Origin of the sequence: Bradyrhizobium sp. WBAH42 (assembly GCF_024585265.1) — a bacterium.
In the GTDB taxonomy this organism is placed as follows: domain Bacteria; phylum Pseudomonadota; class Alphaproteobacteria; order Rhizobiales; family Xanthobacteraceae; genus Bradyrhizobium.
Map to the genome: position 1 here is coordinate 5,387,262 of NZ_CP036533.1, position 22,486 is coordinate 5,409,747.

General features: G+C 64.6%; 20 protein-coding genes. 6 read left to right on the top strand and 14 right to left on the bottom strand.

Features of this window, described 5'->3' with window-relative positions; genetic code table 11:
* Positions 1–46 precede the first annotated feature (46 nt).
* The 3 genes from DCG74_RS25225 to DCG74_RS25235 all read right to left on the bottom strand — a co-directional run bounded on the left by DCG74_RS25225 (position 47) and on the right by DCG74_RS25235 (position 4,749).
* Positions 47–1,612 (bottom strand): SPOR domain-containing protein, encoded by a 1,566-nt coding sequence (locus DCG74_RS25225; protein ID WP_172783662.1) that lies wholly within the window; start codon positions 1,610–1,612, stop codon positions 47–49.
* A 140-nt stretch (positions 1,613–1,752) separates the two neighbouring features.
* Positions 1,753–3,543: an arginine--tRNA ligase gene (argS, locus tag DCG74_RS25230; protein WP_172783661.1), complete on the bottom strand. Its 1,791-nt coding sequence runs from the start codon at positions 3,541–3,543 to the stop codon at positions 1,753–1,755.
* A gap of 9 nt (positions 3,544–3,552) precedes the next feature.
* Positions 3,553–4,749, bottom strand: coding sequence for a deoxyguanosinetriphosphate triphosphohydrolase (locus DCG74_RS25235; protein WP_210268104.1), 1,197 nt, complete (start codon positions 4,747–4,749; stop codon positions 3,553–3,555).
* Between the two features lie 122 nt (positions 4,750–4,871).
* On the opposite strand from DCG74_RS25235, the gene erpA reads away from it, so the two are divergent.
* Entirely contained in the window at positions 4,872–5,201 is a 330-nt protein-coding gene (erpA, locus tag DCG74_RS25240; RefSeq protein ID WP_172783659.1) for an iron-sulfur cluster insertion protein ErpA, read from the top strand.
* A 5-nt stretch (positions 5,202–5,206) separates the two neighbouring features.
* Here the strand turns inward: erpA and DCG74_RS25245 are convergent, their stop codons facing one another.
* Positions 5,207–7,516: an ATP-binding protein gene (locus tag DCG74_RS25245; protein ID WP_172783658.1), complete on the bottom strand. Its 2,310-nt coding sequence runs from the start codon at positions 7,514–7,516 to the stop codon at positions 5,207–5,209.
* Positions 7,517–7,669: 153 nt separating this feature from the next.
* Between DCG74_RS25245 and xth the strand changes: the two genes are divergently transcribed.
* The gene (gene xth / locus DCG74_RS25250) at positions 7,670–8,467 is read left to right on the top strand and encodes an exodeoxyribonuclease III (protein ID WP_172783657.1); all 798 of its coding nucleotides are present in this window, start codon (positions 7,670–7,672) and stop codon (positions 8,465–8,467) included.
* A 143-nt stretch (positions 8,468–8,610) separates the two neighbouring features.
* On the opposite strand, the gene DCG74_RS25255 is transcribed toward xth, so the two are convergent.
* The 7 genes from DCG74_RS25255 to DCG74_RS25285 all read right to left on the bottom strand — a co-directional run bounded on the left by DCG74_RS25255 (position 8,611) and on the right by DCG74_RS25285 (position 15,150).
* Positions 8,611–9,438 carry a tetratricopeptide repeat protein gene (locus tag DCG74_RS25255; protein ID WP_172783656.1) on the bottom strand — a complete coding sequence of 276 codons (828 nt, stop codon included), beginning with the start codon at positions 9,436–9,438 and terminating at the stop codon, positions 8,611–8,613.
* Positions 9,425–11,146 carry a dihydroxy-acid dehydratase gene (gene ilvD / locus DCG74_RS25260; RefSeq protein ID WP_172783655.1) on the bottom strand — a complete coding sequence of 574 codons (1,722 nt, stop codon included), beginning with the start codon at positions 11,144–11,146 and terminating at the stop codon, positions 9,425–9,427. Before ilvD ends, DCG74_RS25255 begins: the two co-directional genes overlap by 14 nt.
* Positions 11,147–11,533: 387 nt before the next feature.
* Complete coding sequence (locus DCG74_RS25265; RefSeq protein ID WP_172783654.1) at positions 11,534–12,115, bottom strand: hypothetical protein; 582 nt, start codon at positions 12,113–12,115, stop codon at positions 11,534–11,536.
* A 187-nt stretch (positions 12,116–12,302) separates the two neighbouring features.
* Positions 12,303–12,560: a hypothetical protein gene (locus tag DCG74_RS25270; RefSeq protein ID WP_172783653.1), complete on the bottom strand. Its 258-nt coding sequence runs from the start codon at positions 12,558–12,560 to the stop codon at positions 12,303–12,305.
* Positions 12,561–12,750: 190 nt separating this feature from the next.
* A complete protein-coding gene (locus tag DCG74_RS25275) occupies positions 12,751–12,963 on the bottom strand; it encodes a hypothetical protein (protein WP_172783652.1) in 213 nt (70 codons plus the stop codon).
* 151 nt (positions 12,964–13,114) lie between these two features.
* Positions 13,115–13,291: a hypothetical protein gene (locus tag DCG74_RS25280; protein WP_172783651.1), complete on the bottom strand. Its 177-nt coding sequence runs from the start codon at positions 13,289–13,291 to the stop codon at positions 13,115–13,117.
* Positions 13,292–13,413: 122 nt separating this feature from the next.
* The gene (locus DCG74_RS25285; protein ID WP_172783650.1) at positions 13,414–15,150 is read right to left on the bottom strand and encodes an adenylate/guanylate cyclase domain-containing protein; all 1,737 of its coding nucleotides are present in this window, start codon (positions 15,148–15,150) and stop codon (positions 13,414–13,416) included.
* Positions 15,151–15,466: 316 nt separating this feature from the next.
* Between DCG74_RS25285 and DCG74_RS25290 the strand changes: the two genes are divergently transcribed.
* Entirely contained in the window at positions 15,467–17,656 is a 2,190-nt protein-coding gene (locus DCG74_RS25290) for a lytic transglycosylase domain-containing protein (protein WP_172783649.1), read from the top strand.
* A 75-nt stretch (positions 17,657–17,731) separates the two neighbouring features.
* On the opposite strand, the gene DCG74_RS25295 is transcribed toward DCG74_RS25290, so the two are convergent.
* From DCG74_RS25295 to DCG74_RS25305, 3 genes are read right to left on the bottom strand one after another with little or no spacing between them, the layout of a single operon-like run.
* Positions 17,732–18,094: a hypothetical protein gene (locus DCG74_RS25295; RefSeq protein ID WP_172783648.1), complete on the bottom strand. Its 363-nt coding sequence runs from the start codon at positions 18,092–18,094 to the stop codon at positions 17,732–17,734.
* Positions 18,091–18,279, bottom strand: coding sequence for a hypothetical protein (locus tag DCG74_RS25300; protein WP_172782859.1), 189 nt, complete (start codon positions 18,277–18,279; stop codon positions 18,091–18,093). Before DCG74_RS25300 ends, DCG74_RS25295 begins: the two co-directional genes overlap by 4 nt.
* Positions 18,276–18,668: a hypothetical protein gene (locus DCG74_RS25305; RefSeq protein ID WP_172783647.1), complete on the bottom strand. Its 393-nt coding sequence runs from the start codon at positions 18,666–18,668 to the stop codon at positions 18,276–18,278. Before DCG74_RS25305 ends, DCG74_RS25300 begins: the two co-directional genes overlap by 4 nt.
* Before the next feature lie 644 nt (positions 18,669–19,312).
* Between DCG74_RS25305 and DCG74_RS25310 the strand changes: the two genes are divergently transcribed.
* From DCG74_RS25310 to DCG74_RS25320, 3 genes are all read left to right on the top strand, one after another.
* Entirely contained in the window at positions 19,313–21,298 is a 1,986-nt protein-coding gene (locus DCG74_RS25310; RefSeq protein WP_172783646.1) for a PAS domain S-box protein, read from the top strand.
* Positions 21,295–21,966 (top strand): response regulator transcription factor, encoded by a 672-nt coding sequence (locus tag DCG74_RS25315; RefSeq protein ID WP_172783645.1) that lies wholly within the window; start codon positions 21,295–21,297, stop codon positions 21,964–21,966. The genes DCG74_RS25310 and DCG74_RS25315 overlap by 4 nt, the downstream gene beginning before the upstream one ends.
* A gap of 97 nt (positions 21,967–22,063) precedes the next feature.
* On the top strand, positions 22,064–22,450 hold the full coding sequence (locus tag DCG74_RS25320) for a response regulator transcription factor (RefSeq protein WP_172783821.1): 387 nt from the start codon (positions 22,064–22,066) through the stop codon (positions 22,448–22,450).
* Positions 22,451–22,486: the final 36 nt, after the last annotated feature.

The window sequence follows — 22,486 nt, forward strand, 5'->3', positions numbered from 1 at the left end:
AACGGCCGATTAACCCTGCCCCGTCAGGGGGTCAAGGAAACCGCCGCTAATTCCTCTGGACGAAGCAGTCGGACAGCCCTGCGGCCTTCAGATTGTTGCAAGCCTGCGTCGCTTCCTGGACCGAGCCATAGGGTCCGGCGAAGGCGCGGTAGACGATCCCCTTGCCCTTATCGGTCAGATCGACCCGCTTGATCACCGGCGAGCGGGATCCGAGCACGCTGCCGTACTTGCCCTGAAGCACCCGGTAGGACGCGGCGGCGCTGTCCTCGCTCTGCTGCGAGGAGACTTGCACGATGTAGCCGCCGCCGCTGCTGGTGGGCGCAATCTGCGTCGGGTTGGTGGCCGCCATCCGCTGCGGCGGCTCGGCCGCCGGTGCCGATTGCGGCGCGAGCGACATCGGCTGGTTGGCACTGGCATTGGCCGAGGTCGGCGGATTGCGCGGCGCGGCGGGCGCAACTGGCGCGGCAACAGGCTTCGGCGCGGCGGCCGTCGGCTTGGCGGCAGCCGATTGCGGCACGGCGCTATCGGTCTGGTCACCCTTCACCGCCACGGTCCTGATCGGGCGCGGCGAATTGTTCGGCATGGTGCCGTTGCTTGGAGTCGGGCCCGCGCTCGGCGGCGGCACGGTAGACGGCGACACGCTCGCCACCGACGGCGGGTTCGCATTCTGGTTCAGCGGCGGGAACACCACGCGCGGCCCGCCCGCCTTGGCGTTAACGTCGACAGGCGCCTCCTCGCGCGGCACGATCTTTTCAGTGCCGTCACCGCTGACCATGCGGTCCGGCACCTTGGCCGCGGAGTCCGTCGGCGCCGGCACGATCTTGGTCGGCGTGTTGTCGGCCTTGATGATCGGCGGCTCGCCGCTGCGAGGCGAACCGATATAGGTCTTGTAGGCGAACGCGGCGCCGGTGCCGACCACGGCAAGCGCCAGGATCGCCGCAACCGTCATCATGCCGCCGCGCTGCTTCTTCGGCTCCTCGACCTCGTCCTCGGGAAAATCGCTTTGGTAGGCATAAGGGTCGTCGGGATAGGCCGGCTCGCGCTGAAAGTCCTGCTCGCCCGTCTCCAGCCGACCATAGAGCGCATCGTCGTAGCGCGACGGATCGGGCTGCGCATACGGCTCCTGATACGACTGCTCCTGGTGGGCCTGACCGTGCTGCTGATAGGCCTGCTCCTGATAAGTCTGATCTTGATAGGAGTGGTCCTGGTAGGCCTGAGGCTGATGAACGACAGGCTCGGGCGCGGCAGGCTTGGCCGTGTAGCGATGCAGCGGGTGAACCGGGCTTACCGAAACGGGATAGTCGGGCTCCGGCGCCGGTGCCGGCTGCGGTTGCACGTTGGCGCGCCGCATCCATGAGGGCGGCCCGGGCGGCGGCACCTGCTCGGCGTAATCCTGCTGATCATCGACCTGGCGGTAATCGTCGTCCTGATAGCTCTGAGAGGGCGCTGCCGGCGGACGTGCCGTCGGCCGCGACTGCGCGGCGAACGGATCGGTCTGCCCGATCAGACGGGCGAGCTCGGCCAAGGGATCGCTTTCCGCCTTCCCATGCTGATCGCCACCGCGACCATAGTCATCGGAAGGAAACGGTCTGTCCTGATATCGTTCGGCCATCGTGATGATGCGTCCCTTCGGGAAAGCCGCGCGCCCCTCGACCAAGGCACGGCTTTCGACCCACAAGGCTTTCAACCAAGTCTAAGCGATCCGGCTTCTGCCGGTTACCCCCGAATTCCCCTTAAGTAGTTCGCCCCAAACTACCGCATCTCGTCCGGGGCATGGACGCCGAGGATGGCGAGGCCCGATGCCAGGACCGAGACGACGCCCTGGACCATTGCCAATCGCGCCTTTGTAAGATCTGCATCATTATTGATAATGAAGCGTAAATAGGGCAAATCGCGCCCTTTCGTCCAAAGTGCGTGAAATTCGCTCGCTAAGTCATAGAGATAGAAGGCAATTCGGTGTGGCTCATGGGCCGCGGCGGCAGCCTCGAGCATGCGCGGATAAATTGCGAGGCGCTTAAGAAGATCGAGTTCGACCGGGTCCGACAGCCGCTCCACCGCCGACTCAGTAAGCCATGCGATCCGCGCGCCGGCATCCTCCGGGAGTTCCGGGAACACCTCGGCGCGGGCGTTGCGGAAGATCGAGTGGCCGCGGGCGTGGCCGTATTGGACGTAGAACACCGGGTTGTCGCGCGACTGTTCCATGACCTTGGCGAGGTCGAAATCGAGCACCGCGTCGTTCTTCCGGTACAGCATCATGAAGCGGACGGCGTCCTGGCCGACTTCATCCACCACCTCACGCAAGGTGACGAAGTCCCCGCTCCGCTTGGACATCTTCACCGGCTCGCCGTTGCGCAAGAGCTTCACGAGCTGGACGATCTTGACGTCGAGTGATCCCTTGCCCGAGGTCGTCGCTTTCACGGCGGCCTGCATGCGCTTGATGTAGCCGCCATGATCGGCGCCCCAGACGTCGATCATCTCGGCAAAGCCGCGGTCGAACTTGTTCTTGTGATAGGCAATGTCGGAGGCGAAGTAGGTGTAGGAATTGTCCGATTTGATCAGCGGGCGATCGACGTCGTCGCCGTAGGCGGTCGCCCTGAACAGCAGCTGCTCGCGGTCTTCCCAATCCTCGACCGGCGCGCCCTTCGGCGGCGGCAGGCGCCCCTCATAGATGTCGCCCTTGGCGCGCAGGAAGTCGATGGTCTCGGCAACCTTGTTGTTGCCGGTCTCGATCAGCGAGCGCTCGGAGAAGAACACGTCGTGGCGGATGTTGAGCGCGGCGAGATCGTCCTTGATCTCGTCCATCATCATCGCGATCGCCTTGGCGCGCACGATCGGCAGCCACTCGGCCTCACTTCTGGCGAGCAGCTTGTCGCCGTGCTCTTTCGCCAGCGCCTCGCCGACCGGCTTCAGATAGTCGCCGGGATAGAGCCCTTCCGGAATGGCCCCGATGTCCTCGCCGAGCGCCTCGCGATACCTCAGGAAGGCCGAGCGCGCGAGCACGTCGACCTGGGCGCCGGCATCGTTGATGTAATATTCGCGCGTGACGTCGTGGCCGGCGAACTGGAGCAGGCTCGCCAGCGCGTCGCCGAACACGGCGCCGCGGCAATGGCCGACATGCATCGGTCCGGTCGGATTGGCCGAGACGTATTCGACATTGACCTTGGAGCCGCCGTGGATGCGGCCGTAATCGGCACCTTCGCGCAGTACGGTACGCAGCGCCTCGGCCCAGGCAGCCGGCTTCAGCGTCAGATTGATGAAGCCGGGACCGGCGACATCGACCTTGGCGATCAGCGCGTCGGAACGCAGCCGTTCGGCAATCTGCTCGGCGAGATCGCGCGGCTTTGCCTTTGCCTCTTTCGCAAGCACCATGGCGGCATTGGTCGCCATGTCGCCATGGGAGGCATCGCGCGGCGGCTCGACCACGACGCGGGAGAAATCGATGCCCTCGGGCCAGTTGGCGTCTGCCGCAAGCGCGCGGCAGGCAGCGTGCACGCGTGCGAGCACGTCGGCGAACAGATGCAGCGATGAGGATGTCTGGGGCATGGCCGCCGCCTAACGCAAATCCGGGGTCGAGTCAAAGAGCCGCTGGTGCTCGGTCAGGGCGAAGCGGTCGGTCATTCCGGCAATGAAATTGCCGATCCGGCGGGCCCGGTCACCCTCGTTGTCCGCCTCCGACCCCAGCAGCCATTCCGGCGGCAGCTCGCTGGGGGATTTCAGGTATTTTGCGAACAGGTCGAACAGGATCTGCTCGGCCTCGCCCATCACCCGCATCACCCGCTCGTGGCGGTACATGTGCTGGTACAGGAAGGCCTTGATGGCGGCCTCTTCCTCCGCCACCTCGGCGGGAAACGCGACCAGCGACTGGCTTTGCCGGCGGACATCTTGGGCCGATTGCAGCTTCACGGCAGCGAGTTTCTTCCCTGTCTCCGCGAACACCGCGCCGATCAGGTGCGAGATCAGCTCGCGCACCAGCTCGGCACCGCGGCGGACGTCTTCAAGATCGGGATAATGTGCCGCAGTCTCAGCGATGATCTCCGCCGTCAGCGGCATTACCTTGAGATCGTCCAGATGGAACAGGCCGGCGCGCAGACCGTCGTCGATGTCGTGGGCGTCATAGGCGATGTCGTCGGCGATCGCGGCGACCTGCGCCTCCAACGATGCGAAGCTCCACAATTCGAGATCGTAGGTCTTGATGTAGTCCGCGATCCCGACGGGAACGCCGTGCTCGCGGTAGCGCCCGGCCGGGGCGCCGCTGCGGTCGGTCAGCGGACCGTTGTGCTTGACGATGCCCTCCAGCGATTCCCAGGTCAGGTTGAGCCCATCGAACTCGGGATAGCGGTGCTCGAGCGAAGCCACGACGCGCAGCGTCTGGGCATTGTGGTCGAAGCCCCCGAACTCCTTCAGGCAGGCGTCCAGGGCCCGCTCCCCGGCATGCCCGAACGGCGGATGACCGAGGTCGTGCGCCAAGGCCAATGTCTCGGTGAGGTCCTCGTCGAGGCCAAGCTGACGGGCCAGCGCGCGGGCGATCTGGGCCACCTCCAGCGAATGAGTCAGCCGGGTGCGGTAGTGGTCGCCCTCGTGGAACACGAACACCTGGGTCTTGTACTTCAGGCGGCGGAACGCGGTGGAATGGATCACCCGGTCACAATCTCGCCGGAACGGGCTGCGGGTCCGGCTCGGGGGCTCGGCGACCAGCCGGCCGCGGCTGCGGTCGGGGTCGCAGGCATAGGGCGCGCGGGGGGCTGCCATTCCGACGGACACGGCGAATTTAGTCCCTATCCATTTGATTCTGCGTATGGTGGCACTTAACTATGTCGGGCGCGCGATACCAAATGAATTGGGTCTGAGCGCGGGACTATCGGAGACCAGCAATGACGAGTGCCGTGACCATCAGCGACAGGGCCGCACGCCGGATTGGGGAGATCCTCAAGGGCGAAGGGTCGGGCGCGATGCTGCGCATCTCGGTCGAGGGTGGCGGCTGCTCCGGCTTCCAGTACAAGTTCGACATCGACCGCGCCCGTACCGACGACGATCTCGTGATCGAGCAGGACAACGCGGTGGTGCTGGTCGATTCCGCCTCGCAGCCGTTCCTGGCGGGATCGCAGGTCGATTTCGTCGACGACCTGATCGGCGCCTCGTTCCGCGTCAACAATCCGAATGCCACGGCGTCTTGCGGCTGCGGGACGAGCTTCTCGGTGTAGCGCGCTTACGCGCCCGTTATCTGCCTTTCCTCGTCCGTCCACGCCACCTCGGTCGGCATCAACTCCGGCTGGAGCGGTGCGTCCTCCGACATGACGTGGCCGTCCAGCGCACGCAGGAGTGCTCCGATCAGCGCCGGCTTGCGTAGCGGCTTGGCCAGGAAGTCCGACATACCGGCTTCGCGGCAGATCTTGATGTCCTCGGGGAAGGCATTGGCGGTCAGCGCGACGATCGGCAAGGCTGCGAAGCGGTCGCCTTGCGCACGGATTGCGCGGGTGGCGGCAAGGCCGTCCATGTCGGGCATGCGCACGTCCATCAGCACGACGTCGTAGGCGCCCTCGGAGACCGCCTCGACGGCCTGGACGCCATCGGTGACGACGCGCAACTCGACCTCGAAAGCCCCCAGCATCTTGCTCACGACCATGCGGTTGACCGCATCGTCTTCCGCGACCAGCACCTTCAGCGGCCGGTCGAGGCCGGCGATCCGGGCCTTGAGCTCGTCGGCTTGGTCGCGCCCGCCAGCCTGATCGGAGGCCTGCGCCTGGCTCCAGGGCAGCACCAGCGTGAAGCAGAAGGTCGAGCCCTCGCCCGGCGTCGAAGTGACGCCGATGGTGCCGCCCATCTGCTCGATGATCCGCCTGCTGATCGCAAGGCCGAGGCCAGTGCCGCCGAAGCGGCGGCTGATCGAGGCATCGGCCTGGGCGAAATCGCTGAACAGCAGGCCGAGCTTGTCGGGCGCGATGCCGATGCCGCTGTCGGTCACCGTCCATTCGACGGTCGCCAGCAGGTCACGCCGCGCCTGGCAGGTCGCCGATATCGTCACCTCGCCCTCGTCGGTGAACTTCACAGCGTTGGAGGCGAGATTGAGCAGCACCTGGCGGATGCGCGCGACGTCGCCGCGGAGCGTCGGCGGCAGGTTCGGATCGAGCTCGACCTTGACCTTGAGCCCCTTGCTCTTGGCGCTGGCGCGCACGACGGTCGCAACCGTCTCGACCAGCGCCTGCGGCGCGAAGTCGATCGCCTCGAATTGGAAGCGGCCGGCTTCCAGCTTTGACAGGTCGAGAATGTCGTTGAGGATGCGCTGGAGGTTGTCGCCGGACTCGCGGATCGTGGTGACGGCCTCGCGCTGCTCCGGATCGAGTTTTGTCTCCAGCAGCATGCTGGCAAGCCCAAGCACGCCGTTCATGGGGGTTCGGATCTCGTGGCTCATTACCGCGAGGAAGTCGGACTTGGCGCGGCTTTCGGCCTCAGCCTTTTCCGCGCGCCAGCGCTCGGTGACGTCGCGTCCGAAGCCGCGATAGCCGAGGAAATGGCCTTCACGGTCATGGGCCGGCTTCGCCGTCAGCGACCACAGCCGCGCCTCGCCGCCAGCGACGACCTTGAGATTCATCTCGTGCAGCGGCTCGGCCTGCTCCATCAGGCCGACGATGTTGTAGGCAGCGCTCTTGTCCTCGGGGCAGAGCATGTCGAGCACGTCGGCGAAATGCGAGCCTTTCAGCAGCGGAAGCGGCAGCTGCGCGACGTCGGCGAAGCGTTGCGGCACGTCGACGAGGCGCCCCTCGGCATCGGTCTGCCAGAGCCAGTCGCTGGCGTTCTCCTGGAAGTCCTTCAGCAGCAGCGAGATGATCTCGGTCTGGCGCTCGAGCTCGAGCTGGGCCTTGAGATTGCCGAGGAAGAGGTTGCCCTGCGAGACGATATTGCGCGCCATGAAGAATGCGAACAGCAGCAGGAACACCGCGGTCACCAGATATGGTCCGGTGCCGCACAAAAGCAGCGCGCCGGCGCAGGCGATCGTCATGGTGGCGAGATAGACGAGGCCCGCGCGCGGGAAGGTCGAAAGCGTGAAGGCGCCGCCTGACATCATGCCGACCATCAGGCAGGCCAGGATCAATTGACTGGTCGGCTCGATGCGGCTGAACAGAGCGAGCGGCAGCGCGCCCCAGATCGCGGCGAGAAAAAACGCCTGCCGCAGCGTCTGCCGCGCCGCGCGCGGCGATGCTTCCTGCGGCGGGTTCTGATGCGACTTGTGCCATGCGCGCACCGCAAGCGAAGCGGTGGCGGCGAGCGTCAGGCCCCAGATCGCAAGGAAGTCGTTCCAGCCCCTGCCCCAGAACAGGATCAGCACGATGGCGACGTTCAGCATCGTCACGGCCATCGTCACGGGGATCAGCTGGGTGACCGCGTCGATCTGCTTGGCGCGGATGCGGCGGATCTCGCGCTCGCTGAGATCGGCCGTCAGACCGTCCTCGATTTCGAAGCCGCCGAGCCAATACAGGAACGCGCCGAGCAGGCCGTCACGCGGCTGAGTTCGCTTCATCGCCTTGTCCGGCCATCCATCCGAGGAACCTCTTGATGATCAATGGCGTGCGGCCTGCTTAAGCCGGGTTAATTTTGTGGGAGATTTTGCGGCCGTCTTGACGGGCACGTTTGCATTTTGTTCTAACCAAGCCCCCTGCCCGGAGCCCTCCCAATGCCTATCAGAGTAGCCACCTGGAACGTGAACTCGGTCCGGCAGCGGATCGATCTGCTCCTGACCTGGCTGAAAGAGTGCCAGCCGGACATCGTCTGCCTGCAGGAGATCAAATGTGTCGACGAGGCCTTCCCGCGGCTGGAGATCGAGGCGCTCGGCTACAACGTGGTGACGCACGGGCAGAAGACGTTCAATGGCGTCGCCCTGCTATCCAAGCTCCGGTTCGACGAGACCAAGTCGGGCCTCGCCGGCGACGACGAGGATACCCATGCCCGCTTCCTTGAGGGCGTGGTGACGCTCAAGTCCGGCGTGCTGCGCATCGCCTGCCTCTACCTGCCCAATGGCAATCCGGTCGGGACCGACAAATATCCCTACAAGCTCAAATGGATGTCGCGGCTTCTTGATTATTCGAAGGAGCGACTCAAGGAGGAGGTCCCGCTGATCCTGGCCGGCGACTTCAACGTCATCCCGCATGCCCGCGACGTGCATAATCCGGCTGCCTGGACCGAGGACGCGCTGTTCAAGACCGAGACGCGCGAGAGCTTCCAGTCCCTGCTCGGCCTCGGCCTCACCGACGCCTTGCGCGCCGTCAGCGACGAGGGCGGGCTCTACACCTTCTGGGACTACCAGGCCGGGGCCTGGCAGAAGAACCAGGGGCTGCGGATCGATCATCTGCTGCTGTCGCCGCAGGCCAGCGACAGGCTCGCCAATGTCGGCATCGACAGCTACGTGCGCGGTTGGGAGAAGCCCTCGGACCACGTGCCGGTGTGGGCGGATCTGGATCTGGAGGCGGCGTAGGCCTCCGCAGAGTCGGTGGGAGCGAGCGGCAGTCGCAACTGCCGGTAGGGTGGGCTAAGCGAAGCGTGCCCACCATTCGCAATGGCGGAGAGAGATCGTGGGCACGGCGCCGAGGCGCCTTTGCCCACCCTACGAGACCGTGCTTACTCCCGACGCCCCTGCACCCACTGCTCCAGCATTTGCAGGGCCATGGCGCGGTCGTCGTCGGAGGCCTTCGCGAAGGCGCGGTTGTAGCTTTCCTTGATCCAGACCTCGTCGGCGCCGGCGCTGTCGCGCGCCAGCGTCAGCCACATCAGGCCGCGCGCGGCCTGCCGCGGCAGGCGGTCGCCGTTGAACAGCATCTGGCCGAGCAGCGCCTGGGCCTGGTGCTGGCCCTTCTGCGCGGCGAGGCCAAGCCAGCGCGCGCCATAACGGTAGTCCTCGCGCGAGGCGTCCGGGGTCTTCAGGTACAGACGAGCGAGGTCGTACTGCGCATCCGCATTGCCGAAATAGGATGCGGCATAGGAAAACATCTCCCGGGCGCGGTCCGGATCGGCCTTGACCTTCGAATTCGGGATGCCGGCCAGATAGTACCGGCCGAGCGCAACGAAGGCGTTGGCCACGATCTGCGCCTGCGGCGCCGACGGGCTGTCCTCGGCATGCGCGTTGGCGATCCGGCTGAAATATTCGAAGGCACGCAGATCGTCCTGGGCGACGCCGTCGCCGTTGGCGTACATGCGGCCGAGCTTCCACTGCGCGATCGGGTGGCCGCCCTCGGCAGCATATTGCAAGGCGCTGAGCGAGGTTTCCTGGGTCGCGACCGCAGGCGGAACCTTGGTGCGCACCGCACCCGCAGCGCCGGGCAAGGTCGTCACGACCGGGATGGTGGCGTCCTTCGGGTTGACCGGCGCACCGTCGAAGGCGAACGCCGGCGCGGCCAGCGCAGCCGCCCCCAACACAAACGCAACTGTGGCACGCCTAAATGTCCGCATAGCACTGTTTCTCGTGCGCGCCGCCCGGATGGGTCACTGCCCCTCCGATCGCCGGTCCAACCTGCTGAGCATATTTCCAGAGCGCACCCGACGTGTGGTTAGTCGCGCGGGCGCTCCATTTGGTTCTGCGCTGGGCGAGCTCGGCGTCGCTCAATTTTACGTCAAGGGTCCCGTTGACCGCGTCGATCTCGATGATGTCGCCGTCCTCGAGCAGCCCGATCGGGCCGCCGACCGCCGCCTCCGGCCCGACATGGCCGATGCAGAAGCCGCGGGTGGCACCGGAGAAGCGGCCGTCGGTGATGAGCGCGATCTTGCCGCCCATGCCCTGGCCGGTCAGCGCTGCCGTGGTCTGGAGCATTTCCCGCATGCCGGGACCGCCCTTCGGCCCCTCGTAGCGGATCACAATGACTTCGCCTTCGCGATAGGTGCGGTTCTGGACCGCCTCGAACGCGTCCTCCTCACGGTCGAAGCACCTGGCCGGACCAGTAAACCTGAGGTTGGACATTCCCGCGACTTTCACGATCGCACCTTCTGGCGCCAAATTGCCCTTCAGACCGACCACACCGCCTGTCACGGTGATGGGCTTGTCCGCCGGATGCACCACGTCCTGGTGCGGATTCCATTTCACGCTCTTGAGGTTTTCAGCGATCGTGCGGCCCGTGACGGTAAGGCAATCACCGTGCAGGAAGCCGTTGTCGAGCAGCGTCTTCATCAGAAGCGGGATGCCACCTACTTCAAACATGTCTTTGGCGACATAACGGCCGCCCGGCTTCAAATCCGCGACATATGGTGTCTTTTTGAAGATTTCGGCGACGTCGAACAGGTCGAACTTGATGCCGACCTCGTGCGCGATCGCCGGCAGGTGCAGCGCAGCATTGGTCGAGCCGCCGGACGCCGCGACCACGGCGGCGGCATTCTCCAGCGCCTTGCGGGTGACGATGTCGCGCGGCCGGATGTTCTGGGCAATCAGGTCCATCACCTTCTCGCCCGCGGTCATGCAGAAGGCGTCGCGGATCTCGTACGGCGCCGGGGCACCGGCCGAGTACGGCAGCGCCAGCCCGATCGCCTCGGAGACGGTCGCCATGGTGTTGGCAGTGAACTGCGCGCCACAGGCACCGGCCGAGGGGCAAGCGACGCGCTCGATCTCGTCGAGGTCCTCGTCCGACATGGCCCCGACCGAGTGCTTGCCGACCGCCTCGAACATGTCCTGCACGGTGACCTGCTGCCCGCGGAAATTGCCGGGCAGGATCGAGCCGCCATAGATGAAGATCGAGGGCACGTTGAGGCGGACCATCGCCATCATCATGCCCGGCAGCGACTTGTCGCAGCCGGCGAGCCCAACCAGCGCGTCATAGGCGTGGCCGCGCACGGTCAGCTCGACCGAATCGGCAATGCACTCGCGCGACGGCAACGAGGAGCGCATGCCGTCGTGACCCATGGCGATGCCGTCGGTCACGGTGATGGTGCAGAATTCACGAGGTGTACCGCCGGCCGATGCCACGCCCTTCTTCACCGCCTGTGCCTGGCGCATCAGGGCGATGTTGCAGGGAGCGGCTTCATTCCAGCACGAGGCGACGCCGACGAAGGGCTGGTGGATCTGCTCGGTGGTCAGACCCATCGCGTAGAAATAGGACCGATGCGGCGCGCGCGCAGGGCCTTCCGTCACGTGACGGCTCGGCAGCCTCTGCTTGTCGATCTTCGCGCCCATCGCAACCAGTTTCCCCGGCCAACCCTTTCAGACCCGAAAAATCAGAGCCAAGATTTGAATCGACCTTGGGATTTTCTCGTCGCCTTCGAAGACCGCCGTTGCCGTTAGAAATTTAGAGCGATTTTATTCATGGTCGGGTGTGGCCAAAAAGCGGCGGCGATGCGAACCGCCGGTTATGAGGGTTAAATCCGGGATGGGTGTTGCACAGGCAGCACAATCGTTACCGGGAAGACACGGGTATGCTTACCATGATACTCTCGTCCAGACGGCAAGCTACAACCTCTAATTTCGCAATGCGTGGTGCGATGACATGCGCGCAAGTGAGTCGTCCCCTCTGCCCCCTCTCGCGTCCGCGCCGGAGCGCTTCTGCCGTACGAGGCGAGCCGCTCAGGCCGACATCGCGCCTCGGCGCCCGAACGGATCGAACAGACGGACGATCTCGCAGGCGGCAACGAGCCCGGCGAGCCAGGCGGCGCTGATCAGCCCGAGACGGGCAACGACGGCGGCGGTGAACGCGTCCTCGCCACCGAGGAACGGCGTTGCCGCCAGCAGCGCGATCTCATAGGCCGCGTAGGCGGCGATGAGCGTGACCACAAGCATCATGGGCGTGCGGCGCTGCGGCAGCATGCGGAGCACCGCGGACGCTGCCGCGGTGGACAGGAGCGCTGCGGCGCCGATCACGAGGCCCCAGGCGATGGTGTTGCCGTCAACGGGATAGTGCAAGGCTCCGAAACCGATGCCCTGGTTCACGAGCCAGGCACCGGCGATGACGAGCAGCGCGTTGCGCAATGGCAGCATCGCGGCCGCGACGACTGCAAACGCCGCGAACGGCGTTGCGCAGGCGAGCGCGAAGCTTGCAAGCGCGCATGACAAGGTCAGCAGCGCAAAGCAGAACACCGGCGCAAGGCGCGGTGCCACCGGATCAAGCCGTAGATGGTCCGCGTGAGGCGGCACGATGCCGAGGGCCATGGATGATCTCCTTCCCATCCAATTCTAGTTCGTTTGCGGGCTTGTGACAGCCCCATCGACATCAAAACGTGGCCCGGCTCTGACGGGTAGCTGCGACCGGGCGGCGAACGTTCGGTGCGTGAAAGTGCTTGCGACGACCGCAGCTATCGCCGCGAGCCGGGCACCGGCGAACCGAGGATCGCAATCATCAGGACCGTCCGCGCAAGCGTTGCGCCTGGGCCCAGGCGACTGCAACGTCGCGTGGCGGAACATCGACGCGCTTGATGGGCGTCAATTCGCCGGAGGCCGAAACGATCGCCGTCTCTTCGCGTCGGCAGCGCGTGCAGACGAAGCGGACCTCGTGCGGGGACGCCGACCAGGTCGACCGCTTCACATTGGCCGCCATCGGCCAGGCATCGCAATGCGAGCACGACACCAGAAAACGACCGGGATCGAGCATACCCATTCCATCGGACTCCGAATCCTGCCGCTTCCTTCAATGATTAATCCATGTGAATCGTTCCGGTGTCCAAGCACCGCCGGCCTTGCCTCGGGCCGCTACTGGTTCCGCGCAACCGAAGAGCGTCGGATGGCGGATTGCGTTGCGACGCTCACCGGTGGCGTCGCGGGATTGCGATCCCCTGCAAGTGCCCCGCTCAGCGAGCCCCCTTGAGGGTGCAGGAGGTCGTGCAGGTCACTGTCGTGCCGCGGTCGCACGTTTTGCAGGCGCTGACACACTGGTTCATATCGCGGGGATTGTAGCTGTAGTTGCGCAACGGACAGGCCGGCGTCGTCGAGCCGGTGATGTCCTGCTCCTGATCGCAGGCCGCCGTCATGAGCGCGAACATGATCACTGCAGCGAGGCGCATGGGATTGCCCTGTCAAGCATGGCAAATCACACTCACGGGACGCGCTGCATTGCAGCGAACCCCGGCCTTCCCACCACGAGCGTCGCCGATCAGCGATACTCGCTTGCTGCAAGGATGCGCGCCAAACGTTAAGAACGGATTTCAGCCCGGCTTAGGCCGCAGCCGTCGTCGCGATCGCCTGCCGGATGTCGACGGCCAGCTGACGGTACTGTTCCCCGAGCTTCAAATAGAACTCGCGCTTGCTGCTTTCGGTGGCGAGCTTGGCGATCAGCTCGCATTCGGCGGTGAGCGTCTCGAACCGTTCCAGCCTGTCCTCAAGATGTGTCATCGGCGTGTCCCCGTCAGACGCCTCAGGGACATCCAACCTAAGCCCGGGAAATAGGTCACGGCGAACATCGTTATGGAGTAGCATCTTTTTTTCCGGCGCGGCGTGCCGGACGCAAGGCATCGCTATTTCTGCTCCAGCCGCCACACGCCGTCCCAATTGGGATCCGGCGGGCTGGCCGCAAACTGCGCGATGCGGACGAGCATCGTGCGCGAGGGGCCGTCGCCTGGGACCGCCTCGAGCGCCGCATTGAAGGCGGCGTGCGCCTCGTCGAAACGCCGGCCGCGATAGGCGGCGAGACCATCGGCATAATGCGTGCGCAACGTCACTTGCGCCTCGGTGAGTGCGCCCGCTCTCGCCATCACCTCGAAGATCGCCTGCGGCGCGCTTTGACCCGCGACCGCCAGACGATCGATCTCGCGCAATTCGAGCCGCGATCCGATCCCGTCCGCGGTCGCCTGCGAGATCAGGATGCGGGTGCCGTAGACCTTGTTGACGGCCTCCAGCCGCGAGGCGAGGTTCACGGCATCGCCCATCACGGTGAAGCTCATCATCAGCTCGGACCCGATGCTGCCGGTCAGGACCTCGCCGGTGGCGATGCCGATGCGCAGATCGCACGGCGCCGGCATGGCGCGGATGCCGAGCAGATCCGGCAGCTGCTTCTGCAGCGCAGGCACCTGATCGGCCATCTCGACGGCGGCAAGCCCGGCGAGCAGACCCTGCTCATCCTCCTCGATGAAGGGAGGTCCCCAATAGGACATGATGGCGTCGCCGATATATTTGTCGATGATGCCGCGATTGTTTCTGATCGGAGCGGACATCACGGTGAAGTAGTGGTTCATCACCTTGACGAGACCGCGGGGGGTCATGCCCTCGCTCATCGAGGTGAAGCCGCTCATGTCGGAGAACATGATGGTCATCACCCGGCGCTCGCCGTCGATGGCGACCTCCGGCCGGTCGATCAGGCCCTGCACCACTTTCGGGTCGATGTAACGGCCGAAGGTCTCGCGAATGCGCTCGTTGTGCCTGAGCTGCTCGATCATGCGGTTGAAGGCGGCAGCAAGCTCGCCGATCTCGTCCTGCGTCGAGACGGTGATGGGCTTGTCGAACCGGCCCGCCTCGACCTCGCGGGCGCCGGCCAGCAGCAGCCGCACCGGGCGCGTGATGCCACTGCTCACCAGCAGCGCAAAGACAAAGCCGACGATCGCCGCGAGCAGGGTCACGACGCCCGAAACGATGATCGCCTGATGCTGGCGGCCGATCACCTGCGACGTCGAGAAATAGACCTGCGCCAGCATGTCGGCGCGGATCGCATCAATCTTCCGGTTGAACGCATCGCGCAGCGTGTCGAGGTGCTCCAGCGTGCCGCGGGCCGCAACCATATCCTTGACCTCGACCTGCTTGAGCAGTTTCGCATTGCCCTCGTCCAGATCGCGCCGCAGCTCGGTGACGGAGCTTTCGATCCGGACGTCGAGCCGTGCCAGCGCGGCGTTGTCGGAATACGTCCTGGGGTCGTCGATGATCGCGTTGATGAGCTTGCGTGCGGCCTCGGCCTCCTGCTCGAACTTGCGGTCCAGCGCCTCGAAGTCGCGAAGGCGCGCCACATAGGCCTCCTCGTCCGACGGCGCCTCCATCCTGCTCATCACCATCCGCCGCAGTGCTAGGGCCCGCTCCAGCGAGCGGATGTTCGCACGCGCCAGATGGCTATAGGCGGGGATGTAGCGGTTGGTCAGCTCGTCGAGCAAAATGCCGACCTGGCTGGACATCACCATCGACAGGATCGAGGTGACCAGCATCAGGACGATCAATCCGAGAGCGATGCCGACGATCTTGCGCCGGATCGACTGGTTGAAAATCGGCATAGGTGCAGGGCAAACGCTGAAAGGATGAAGCGAGGGAACTCATACACCGGATTTGGCCGAGGGAACACGCGCAATCTGGCTGCTGTGACGTCCTGCGCCGTGCGTAATCGTCGCGCGAGCCCAATCGTTAACAAAGGTTAAAACCACTGCCTCTTCCGCCGTTTCGGAAGTTCCCGAGTTCCAATCCGTATTTTGCCGCATTGTTGCGACAGCTTGAGGGTGCGACACGATGCCGGCGCATCGTTCGATGCTTTGATTCGCAAGCCGCATGTGCGGACCTTGGTTTGTAGTGGTTTTCGCAGGGGGGGACCATCGAATGAACCAGTGCCTACGCTCGCTCGCGTGTGTCGTTGCCGTGGCCGCAATGGCCCTCCTTCCCACCGAGCTGGCGGCGAAGAGCAATCACAAATCATCCGCGCTGAAGAAGACGCACGAGGCCAAGGCCGGCAAGCACCGCCACGCCGCCGCCGGCAAAGCGCGTCATGGCAAGCACGCCGAAGCCAAGCGCAAATCGAAGAAGACGGTCGACAAGCCCACGGACAAGCCGGCGCCGCCGCCGCTGACCGGCGATCTCGCCGCGCTGAAGGACGCCATCGATCTGACGCGCAAGGGCAAGACCGAGGATGCGAGCGCTGCGCGCGACCGCATTGCCGATCCCGCGGGACAGAAGCTCGCCGACTGGTTCATGCTGCGCCATTCCGAGAGCACCGCGAATTTCAAGCGCTACGCCGCCTTCCTCGCGGCCAATCCCGATTGGCCGAGCAGCGCCCTGCTCCGCCGCCGCGCCGAGGCGCGGCTGTGGCAGGAGAAGGCCGACGCGGCCATCGTGCACAAGTTCACGATGGATCGGCCGACCAGCGCCAAGGGCAAGTTTGCGCTCGCGCGCGTGCTGCTCGCCGAAGGCGAGACCGACAGGGCCGCGCGGCTGGTCCGGGAAACCTGGCGCGCGGAGGAATTGTCCGAGCGCAGCGAAGAGGATTCTTACGAAGCCTTCCGTGATCTGCTCACGGCGGACGATCATCGTGCCCGCATGGACAAGCGTCTCGGCGCCAAGGATTATGTAGGCGCGCGGCGCGCGGCCAAGCGGCTCGGCGAGGATGCGCTCGCGATCGTCAAGGCATGCGCCGGCGTCACCGGCAAGGCCAACAAGGCGAAGGACTATCTCGAGGACGTCCCGGCCGAAGCACGCCGCGATCTCGGCTACGTGCTGTGCCGCGCCCAATGGCACCTGCAGAAGGACCGCATCGACGATGCCGCCGAGGTGATCCTCGCCGCCGCGCCGGACACCATGGCGGCCCAGGACACCGACGCGTGGTGGCGCGAGCGCCGCCTGCTCGCGCGCAAGCTGCTCGACCAGGGCAAGTCCAGGACCGCCTATGATGTCGTGCGTATGGCCGCGGTGCCGGAGAAGGAAGTCTATCGCATCGACTATCACTTCATGTGCGGCTGGATCGCGCTGCGCTTTCTGAACGATCCCAGGACGGCGATGATGCACTTCGCCGCGATCGACGAAGGCTCCGCCAATCCGATTGCGCTCTCGCGGGCCCATTACTGGCGCGGCCGCGCCGCCGAAGCCATGGGCGCGACGGCCGATGCGCGCATGAGCTATCGGGCTGCGGCGCGCTATCAGACCGCCTATTACGGCCAGCTCGCCCGCGCCAAGCTCGGCCTCGATGGAATCGAGCTGCGTCCGCCCTCGCCCGTGCTGGCTTCGGCCGAGACGCAGCTAGCGGACGAGCGCGTGCGCGCCGCCGACATGCTCTACGGCATCGGCGAGCGCGACATGGTGTTCTACTACGCCGAGGATTTCGCCAAGGCGAGCACCGATGTCACCGCGCTCGAAGCGCTCGCCGAGCTCGCCGGCCGGCGCAACGATGCGCGCGTGATGCTGGAGGTCGGCAAGACCGCGCTGGCGCGCGGGCTCGCGCTCGACCATTACGCCTTCCCGACCATCGGCATTCCCGAGCACAAGCAGGTTGCGCCTGCGATCGAGACCAGCGTGATCTATTCGGTGGCGCGCACCGAGAGCTCGTTCGATCAGCGCGACAAGTCGCCGGCCAACGCGGTCGGGCTGATGCAGGTGACGCCGGAAGCGGGCCGCGACACCGCCAAACGTTTCGGCCTGACCTATGACTGGGACAGGATGGTGTCCGATCCCGTCTACAACACCCAGATGGGCGCGGCCGAGCTCAGCGCGCTCCTGTCGGAATATCGCGGCAACCAGATCATGACCTTCGCCGGCTACAATGCCGGCCGCGGCCGCGTGCGCGAGTGGGTGCAGGCGCGCGGCGATCCACGCGATCCCAATGTCGATCCGGTCGACTGGGTCGAGCGCATCCCGCTGTCGGAGACACGCAACTACGTCCAGCGCGTGATGGAGAACGTGCTGGTCTACCGCGCAAAATTCGAGGGCAGCGGCATGATCGCCGGCAAGAGCGACCAGCGCGTGGTGACGCACGAGGCCGGCGCAGCGGCGCCAGTGGCGACCGCAGCACCCGCTCCCTGATCGACGCCGCCGGGGCTGGACGCGACGCCTGCAAGGATACGGTGCTGCGGCTCCCACGCGAGTGCAGTCGCGCAGCTAGGTGTCACCTCCTTCCATCGTGATCAGATCGCAACTGTCCAAACATGCGCCGGTCAAGGCTCTCGCGACGGTCCAGGCGCTGATCGTGCAGCTCCAGCACCAGACGGCACTCATGACCGTCAGTATCTCGATCATGCTGCCAGCGGCGAGCTCGACGTTCCCTAGGGCCGGTTCTGTCCGCCCAGGCACCGGCCATTGCATGAACAGCGTGGAGAATTCGCCGCGCCGATAACAATTGTCGTCGCAGTAACGGCGCTGCATCCGCGCATGGCGGACATAGCCGGAGCGCAAGGGACGCGAGCATGTGCTGCACGTGGCCGCGTGCAACGGCGGCTCGTGATTGACCACCACGAATTTCATGAAGCGGCTCTCACACCATCTTTCGCGAGCGTCTCGCAGAACAGCGCGTAGCACTGATGATCGCAGTAAGGCAGACGGGTCGCGATCTCGCGCAGATAGCTGCCGCTGATCGGCTCGCAGCACTGCATGCACCAGGTCTGCCGGAACGGGGTCCGGCCGTTGACCAGCACGAACGCGAATCTCATGTGGCACCTCCCAAAGCGAAGCAGTAAACGCTGTCGAGCGGAGACAGTGCTGGCGGTGGAGCGCACAGATGGTTTCGGCCGTCCGGATTATCCCTGTTTCGCTCCACCTTTTGCGGTGGGATCAGGATGTATCTCCCGTCCTCCCGGCGCCGCGCATAGATCTGGCCCTCGATGTACTTGATGTCGGTCGGATAACAATCGGCGCTGTTGCAACAACTGACGCTCGGGTTGTCCGGCATGTGCCAGGTGGAATAGAATTTTTCGTGCAGCGCCTGGTCCTGAGGTGGGTGCTGGCGATGAACGGCACCGTGTCCCGTCTCCTGTGCCTGGAGGGCCGCGATGGGGGTGATGAGAACGATCCAGCAGAAGAGCTTGCATGAGCGGTTCAACGACACAGCCTCCCGGATCAGCTCTCCAATGCAGCCTTATGCGACCTGAGCCCGAAACAACCACTGCCGGTCGCGTTCGCTTCGCGTGCGGAAACGATCAACGCACTTCTTTGAGCAGAGCGCCGTGCGCCAGGAGTAGTAGCGGATCAGGCCAAACTTGCCGCCGCAAACTGCACATCCGCTGAGCGAGGAGCAACTTTCGGACTCCGATCGGTGACGCTCAGGAAGTACCGACATATCGCACATTGTTGTCTCCCTCTGTTGCTTGCGCTTTTCTCAGTTGTTCCCTTCGACACTCTCGATGGTCGAGAGGCTAGTCCGCCGGGCGCGAAGCGCTCAATTGTACGGAGGTAAAATGGCCGACATGACTAGGAATGGAGGAGCTATACCTAGGTTTGTCCCGTATTCGCCCGGGGGGCCCACGCTGCTCGAGTTCAACGAGACGGCGCACGACGCTTCGGCTGCACGGTTACCGTGAAAACTTGGCCAGCACGGTGTCCTTGATGCGCCACAATGGACCCGGCGGCGAGCGGACAGTCCAAAGGCGAATGTCATGACCGCCGATCCGACTTTGGCTGGAATTGCTCCTCTCGCCGCAACGTGCTCTACTCATCTTCACGCAGAGAGTGCCGGGAGCGTCTGCGATGAAGCCTGGCCGGGCAGCGACGTTCGGGAAGTCAGCCGCGCAATTCCTCGTCGGCTGCCTGAGGCAAACTGTTCCCGCCAAGCCGCGCACCGATTCCAATGCCGCCGACTTGCTCGAGGCGGTCAAGCAGTGGCAGCAGGTCTTCGAGCACACGCCGGTCATGTACTTCATGGTCGATCCGGCCGGTACCGTGATCAACGTGAACACGTTCGGCGCCGAGCAGCTGGGCTACACGCCGGCCGAGTTGATCGGCCGATCCGTGCTGGATGTCTTCCTCGCGGAAGATCGCGCCACTGTCCGCGCCTGTGTCGCGTTGTGCCTCAAGACCCTTGATCAGTCACACACCTGGGAAATCCGGAAGGTTCGCAAGGACGGCTCGATGTTATGGGTCCGCGAGAACGCCAAGGCCATGCTGCGGGCCAATGGCGGACCAATCGTGCTTGTCGCCTGCGAGAACATCACCGAGCGCAAGGAGGCAGAGAACGCGCTGCGACAGAGCGAGGCTTACCTCGCCCAGGCGCAGGAATTGAGCCACACCGGTAGTTTCGGCTGGAAGGCCGCAACCCGCGAGATCACCTGGTCCAAGGAGACCTATCGCATCTTCGAATGCGAAGAGGGGACGAAGCCCGCGATCCCATTCATGCTTCAGCGGATCCATCCGGAGGACCGGCTCGCTGTGAAGCAGACGACGGGCCAGGCGGCGCGCGAAGGGAAAGACTATGATCACGAATACCGGCTGGTGATGCCCGACGGTTCCATCAAATACGTTAGAGCGGTGGCACGAGCGACGCGAGATTCCAACGGTCGCGTGGAGTTCGTCGGATCGGTGACCGACATCACGGCGACCAAAGAGGCGGAGCGTAGGCTTCGTGACAGCGAGCAGCGCTTTCGAGATTATGCCGAAACCGCGTCTGACTGGTTCTGGGAAACCGGCCCAGACCATCGCGTCACCCAGATATCGGAACACTCCGATACCAACACCGTCCCCGCGGGCCTGATCGGGCTCACACGCTGGGACATTGCTCCTGACGCTGCTCTCGAGCCCGAAAAATGGCGGCAACATCGAGCGGCGCTCGACGCCCACGTCCCGTTCCGCGACTTGGTGTATCGCAGCAGAGACCGCGATGGACGGCCAATCTACGTCCGGACCAGCGGCAAGCCGTTCTTCGACGCCGACGGCGCTTTCCTGGGCTACCGTGGCGTTTGCTCCGACGTGACCGCGGCCATCCGGGCCAATCAAGCCGAAGACGCGCTGCGCAAGGCCCAGGCCGAACTCGCCCATGTGACACGTGTCACGACACTGGGTGAGCTGACCGCTTCGATTGCCCACGAAATCAATCAGCCGCTCGCCGCGGTGATCGCAAACGCCGACGCCTGCCTCGCCTGGCTGCAGCGCCATCCGCCGGATATCAAAGCGGCCCGCCGCTCCGTGGAGTGGATCATCGAGGACGGCAGGCGTGCCGGCGACGTGATCCGTCACGTTCGGGCGCTCGCCAAGGGGTCTGACATCGAGATGGTTCCGCTCGATGCCAATGCGGTCGTGCGGGAGGCCGTCGCACTCGTTCAGCGCGAAATGGCCAGCCACGCCGTGTCCGTCCGCATGGAGCTGTCGTCGGCGCTGCCGAGGATCTTTGGCGATCGCATTCAATTGCAGCAGGTCCTGATCAACCTCATCATGAACGGGATCGAGGCCATGGGAGACGTCCACGATCGCCCGCGCGAGCTGGCGATCCGTTCAGAGGCGAGCGGCGATGGCGCGATGCAAATGAGCGTTTCCGACCGCGGAGTCGGCATCAGCGAACAGGCGATGGACCGCCTTTTCACGCCGTTCTTTACCACGAAGTCCTCCGGCATGGGCATGGGTCTGTCGATCTGTCGATCGATCATCGAGGCCCATGGCGGACGACTTTACGCCGTGCCAAATCAGGAGCGCGGCGCGACTTTTCAGATTACCTTGCCCCTCCATCGAGAGGAAGCATCGTGACCGAGCGCGCGGACTCTTCGCCGCCACAGAAGGACGGCGATCAGCCCATTGTCCTCATCGTCGACGACGACGCGTCCATGCGCCGTGCGCTCACCAATCTGTTCGAGTCGGTCGGTCTCAAGGTCGAAGCATTCGGCTCGGCGCCGCAGCTCCTCCAGGCCAAGCCGCCAGACGTCCCAAGCTGCCTGGTGCTCGACATCCGCCTGCCCGGAACGAGCGGCCTCGAGCTGCAGACCGATCTTGCCAAGGCAAATATCCACACGCCTATCATCTTCATTACCGGTCACGGCGATATTCCCATGACGGTTCGGGCCATGAAGAGCGGGGCGATCGACTTCTTGACCAAGCCGGTCCGCGATCAGGACATTCTCGACGCAGTCCAGGCCGCGATCGAGCGAGACCGCAAGCGCCGCGACCTCAACAGGACGGTCTCGACCGTCAGATCACGCTTCGAGTCACTGTCCTCGCGGGAGCGAGACGTATTGTCACTGGTGACGTCCGGCCTGATGAACAAGCAGGTGGCCGCCCAGCTCGGATTGGCCGAAATCACCGTCAAAATCTACCGCGGCCAGATCATGCGGAAAATGGGCGCGAAGTCGCTGGCCGACCTGGTGAGAATGAGCGAGGCGCTCGGGATTGGCCCGAACAAGTCCGATGCACAAACCTAAGTATGAGTTTCCAATCGTGACCGGCAGGTCCACCTTACGCCTTTATGTTGTAGCCGTGGGCGACGGCAAGCGTAATTCCCGGCGAGGAGCGGACGTCTTGTCAGTGGCTTCGGTCATCTCGGTGCTTGACGACGACCCCTACGTTCGGGCCGCGATCAACAATCTCTTGGAATCGCGCGGATACAACGTCCACACATTCGCCTCGGCGGAAGAGTTCTTGAGCTCGACCGATTCGAGCGACACCTCGTGCGTGATCGCCGACGTGCAGATGCCGCTGATGAGCGGAATCGATCTGTTGACGCAGATGCGGGCGCAGGGTTCGGCCACGCCGTTCATATTCATCACAGCTTTCCCGGATGACGGCGTGCGTGTGCGGGCACTCAATGCGGGCGCAATCTGTTTTCTCGGTAAGCCGTTCGCTGCCTCGGATCTGATGCAATGCCTGGACCGTGCGCTGGCACTCGATCACCAAACCACGTCGTGAGCGCCCGCGGCCCACAAACGCGGCAGTGACCGAGAT

What these genes read in the sequence shown, in the direction of transcription:
- DCG74_RS25225 (WP_172783662.1), bottom strand. Translation starts at nt 1,612, where the DNA reads ATGGCCGAACGATATCAGGACAGACCGTTTCCTTCCGATGACTATGGT.
- argS (WP_172783661.1), bottom strand. Translation starts at nt 3,543, where the DNA reads ATGCCCCAGACATCCTCATCGCTGCATCTGTTCGCCGACGTGCTCGCA.
- DCG74_RS25235 (WP_210268104.1), bottom strand. Translation starts at nt 4,749, where the DNA reads ATGGCAGCCCCCCGCGCGCCCTATGCCTGCGACCCCGACCGCAGCCGC.
- erpA (WP_172783659.1), top strand. Translation starts at nt 4,872, where the DNA reads ATGACGAGTGCCGTGACCATCAGCGACAGGGCCGCACGCCGGATTGGG.
- DCG74_RS25245 (WP_172783658.1), bottom strand. Translation starts at nt 7,516, where the DNA reads ATGAAGCGAACTCAGCCGCGTGACGGCCTGCTCGGCGCGTTCCTGTAT.
- xth (WP_172783657.1), top strand. Translation starts at nt 7,670, where the DNA reads ATGCCTATCAGAGTAGCCACCTGGAACGTGAACTCGGTCCGGCAGCGG.
- DCG74_RS25255 (WP_172783656.1), bottom strand. Translation starts at nt 9,438, where the DNA reads ATGCGGACATTTAGGCGTGCCACAGTTGCGTTTGTGTTGGGGGCGGCT.
- ilvD (WP_172783655.1), bottom strand. Translation starts at nt 11,146, where the DNA reads ATGGGCGCGAAGATCGACAAGCAGAGGCTGCCGAGCCGTCACGTGACG.
- DCG74_RS25265 (WP_172783654.1), bottom strand. Translation starts at nt 12,115, where the DNA reads ATGGCCCTCGGCATCGTGCCGCCTCACGCGGACCATCTACGGCTTGAT.
- DCG74_RS25270 (WP_172783653.1), bottom strand. Translation starts at nt 12,560, where the DNA reads ATGGGTATGCTCGATCCCGGTCGTTTTCTGGTGTCGTGCTCGCATTGC.
- DCG74_RS25275 (WP_172783652.1), bottom strand. Translation starts at nt 12,963, where the DNA reads ATGCGCCTCGCTGCAGTGATCATGTTCGCGCTCATGACGGCGGCCTGC.
- DCG74_RS25280 (WP_172783651.1), bottom strand. Translation starts at nt 13,291, where the DNA reads ATGACACATCTTGAGGACAGGCTGGAACGGTTCGAGACGCTCACCGCC.
- DCG74_RS25285 (WP_172783650.1), bottom strand. Translation starts at nt 15,150, where the DNA reads ATGCCGATTTTCAACCAGTCGATCCGGCGCAAGATCGTCGGCATCGCT.
- DCG74_RS25290 (WP_172783649.1), top strand. Translation starts at nt 15,467, where the DNA reads ATGAACCAGTGCCTACGCTCGCTCGCGTGTGTCGTTGCCGTGGCCGCA.
- DCG74_RS25295 (WP_172783648.1), bottom strand. Translation starts at nt 18,094, where the DNA reads ATGAAATTCGTGGTGGTCAATCACGAGCCGCCGTTGCACGCGGCCACG.
- DCG74_RS25300 (WP_172782859.1), bottom strand. Translation starts at nt 18,279, where the DNA reads ATGAGATTCGCGTTCGTGCTGGTCAACGGCCGGACCCCGTTCCGGCAG.
- DCG74_RS25310 (WP_172783646.1), top strand. Translation starts at nt 19,313, where the DNA reads ATGAAGCCTGGCCGGGCAGCGACGTTCGGGAAGTCAGCCGCGCAATTC.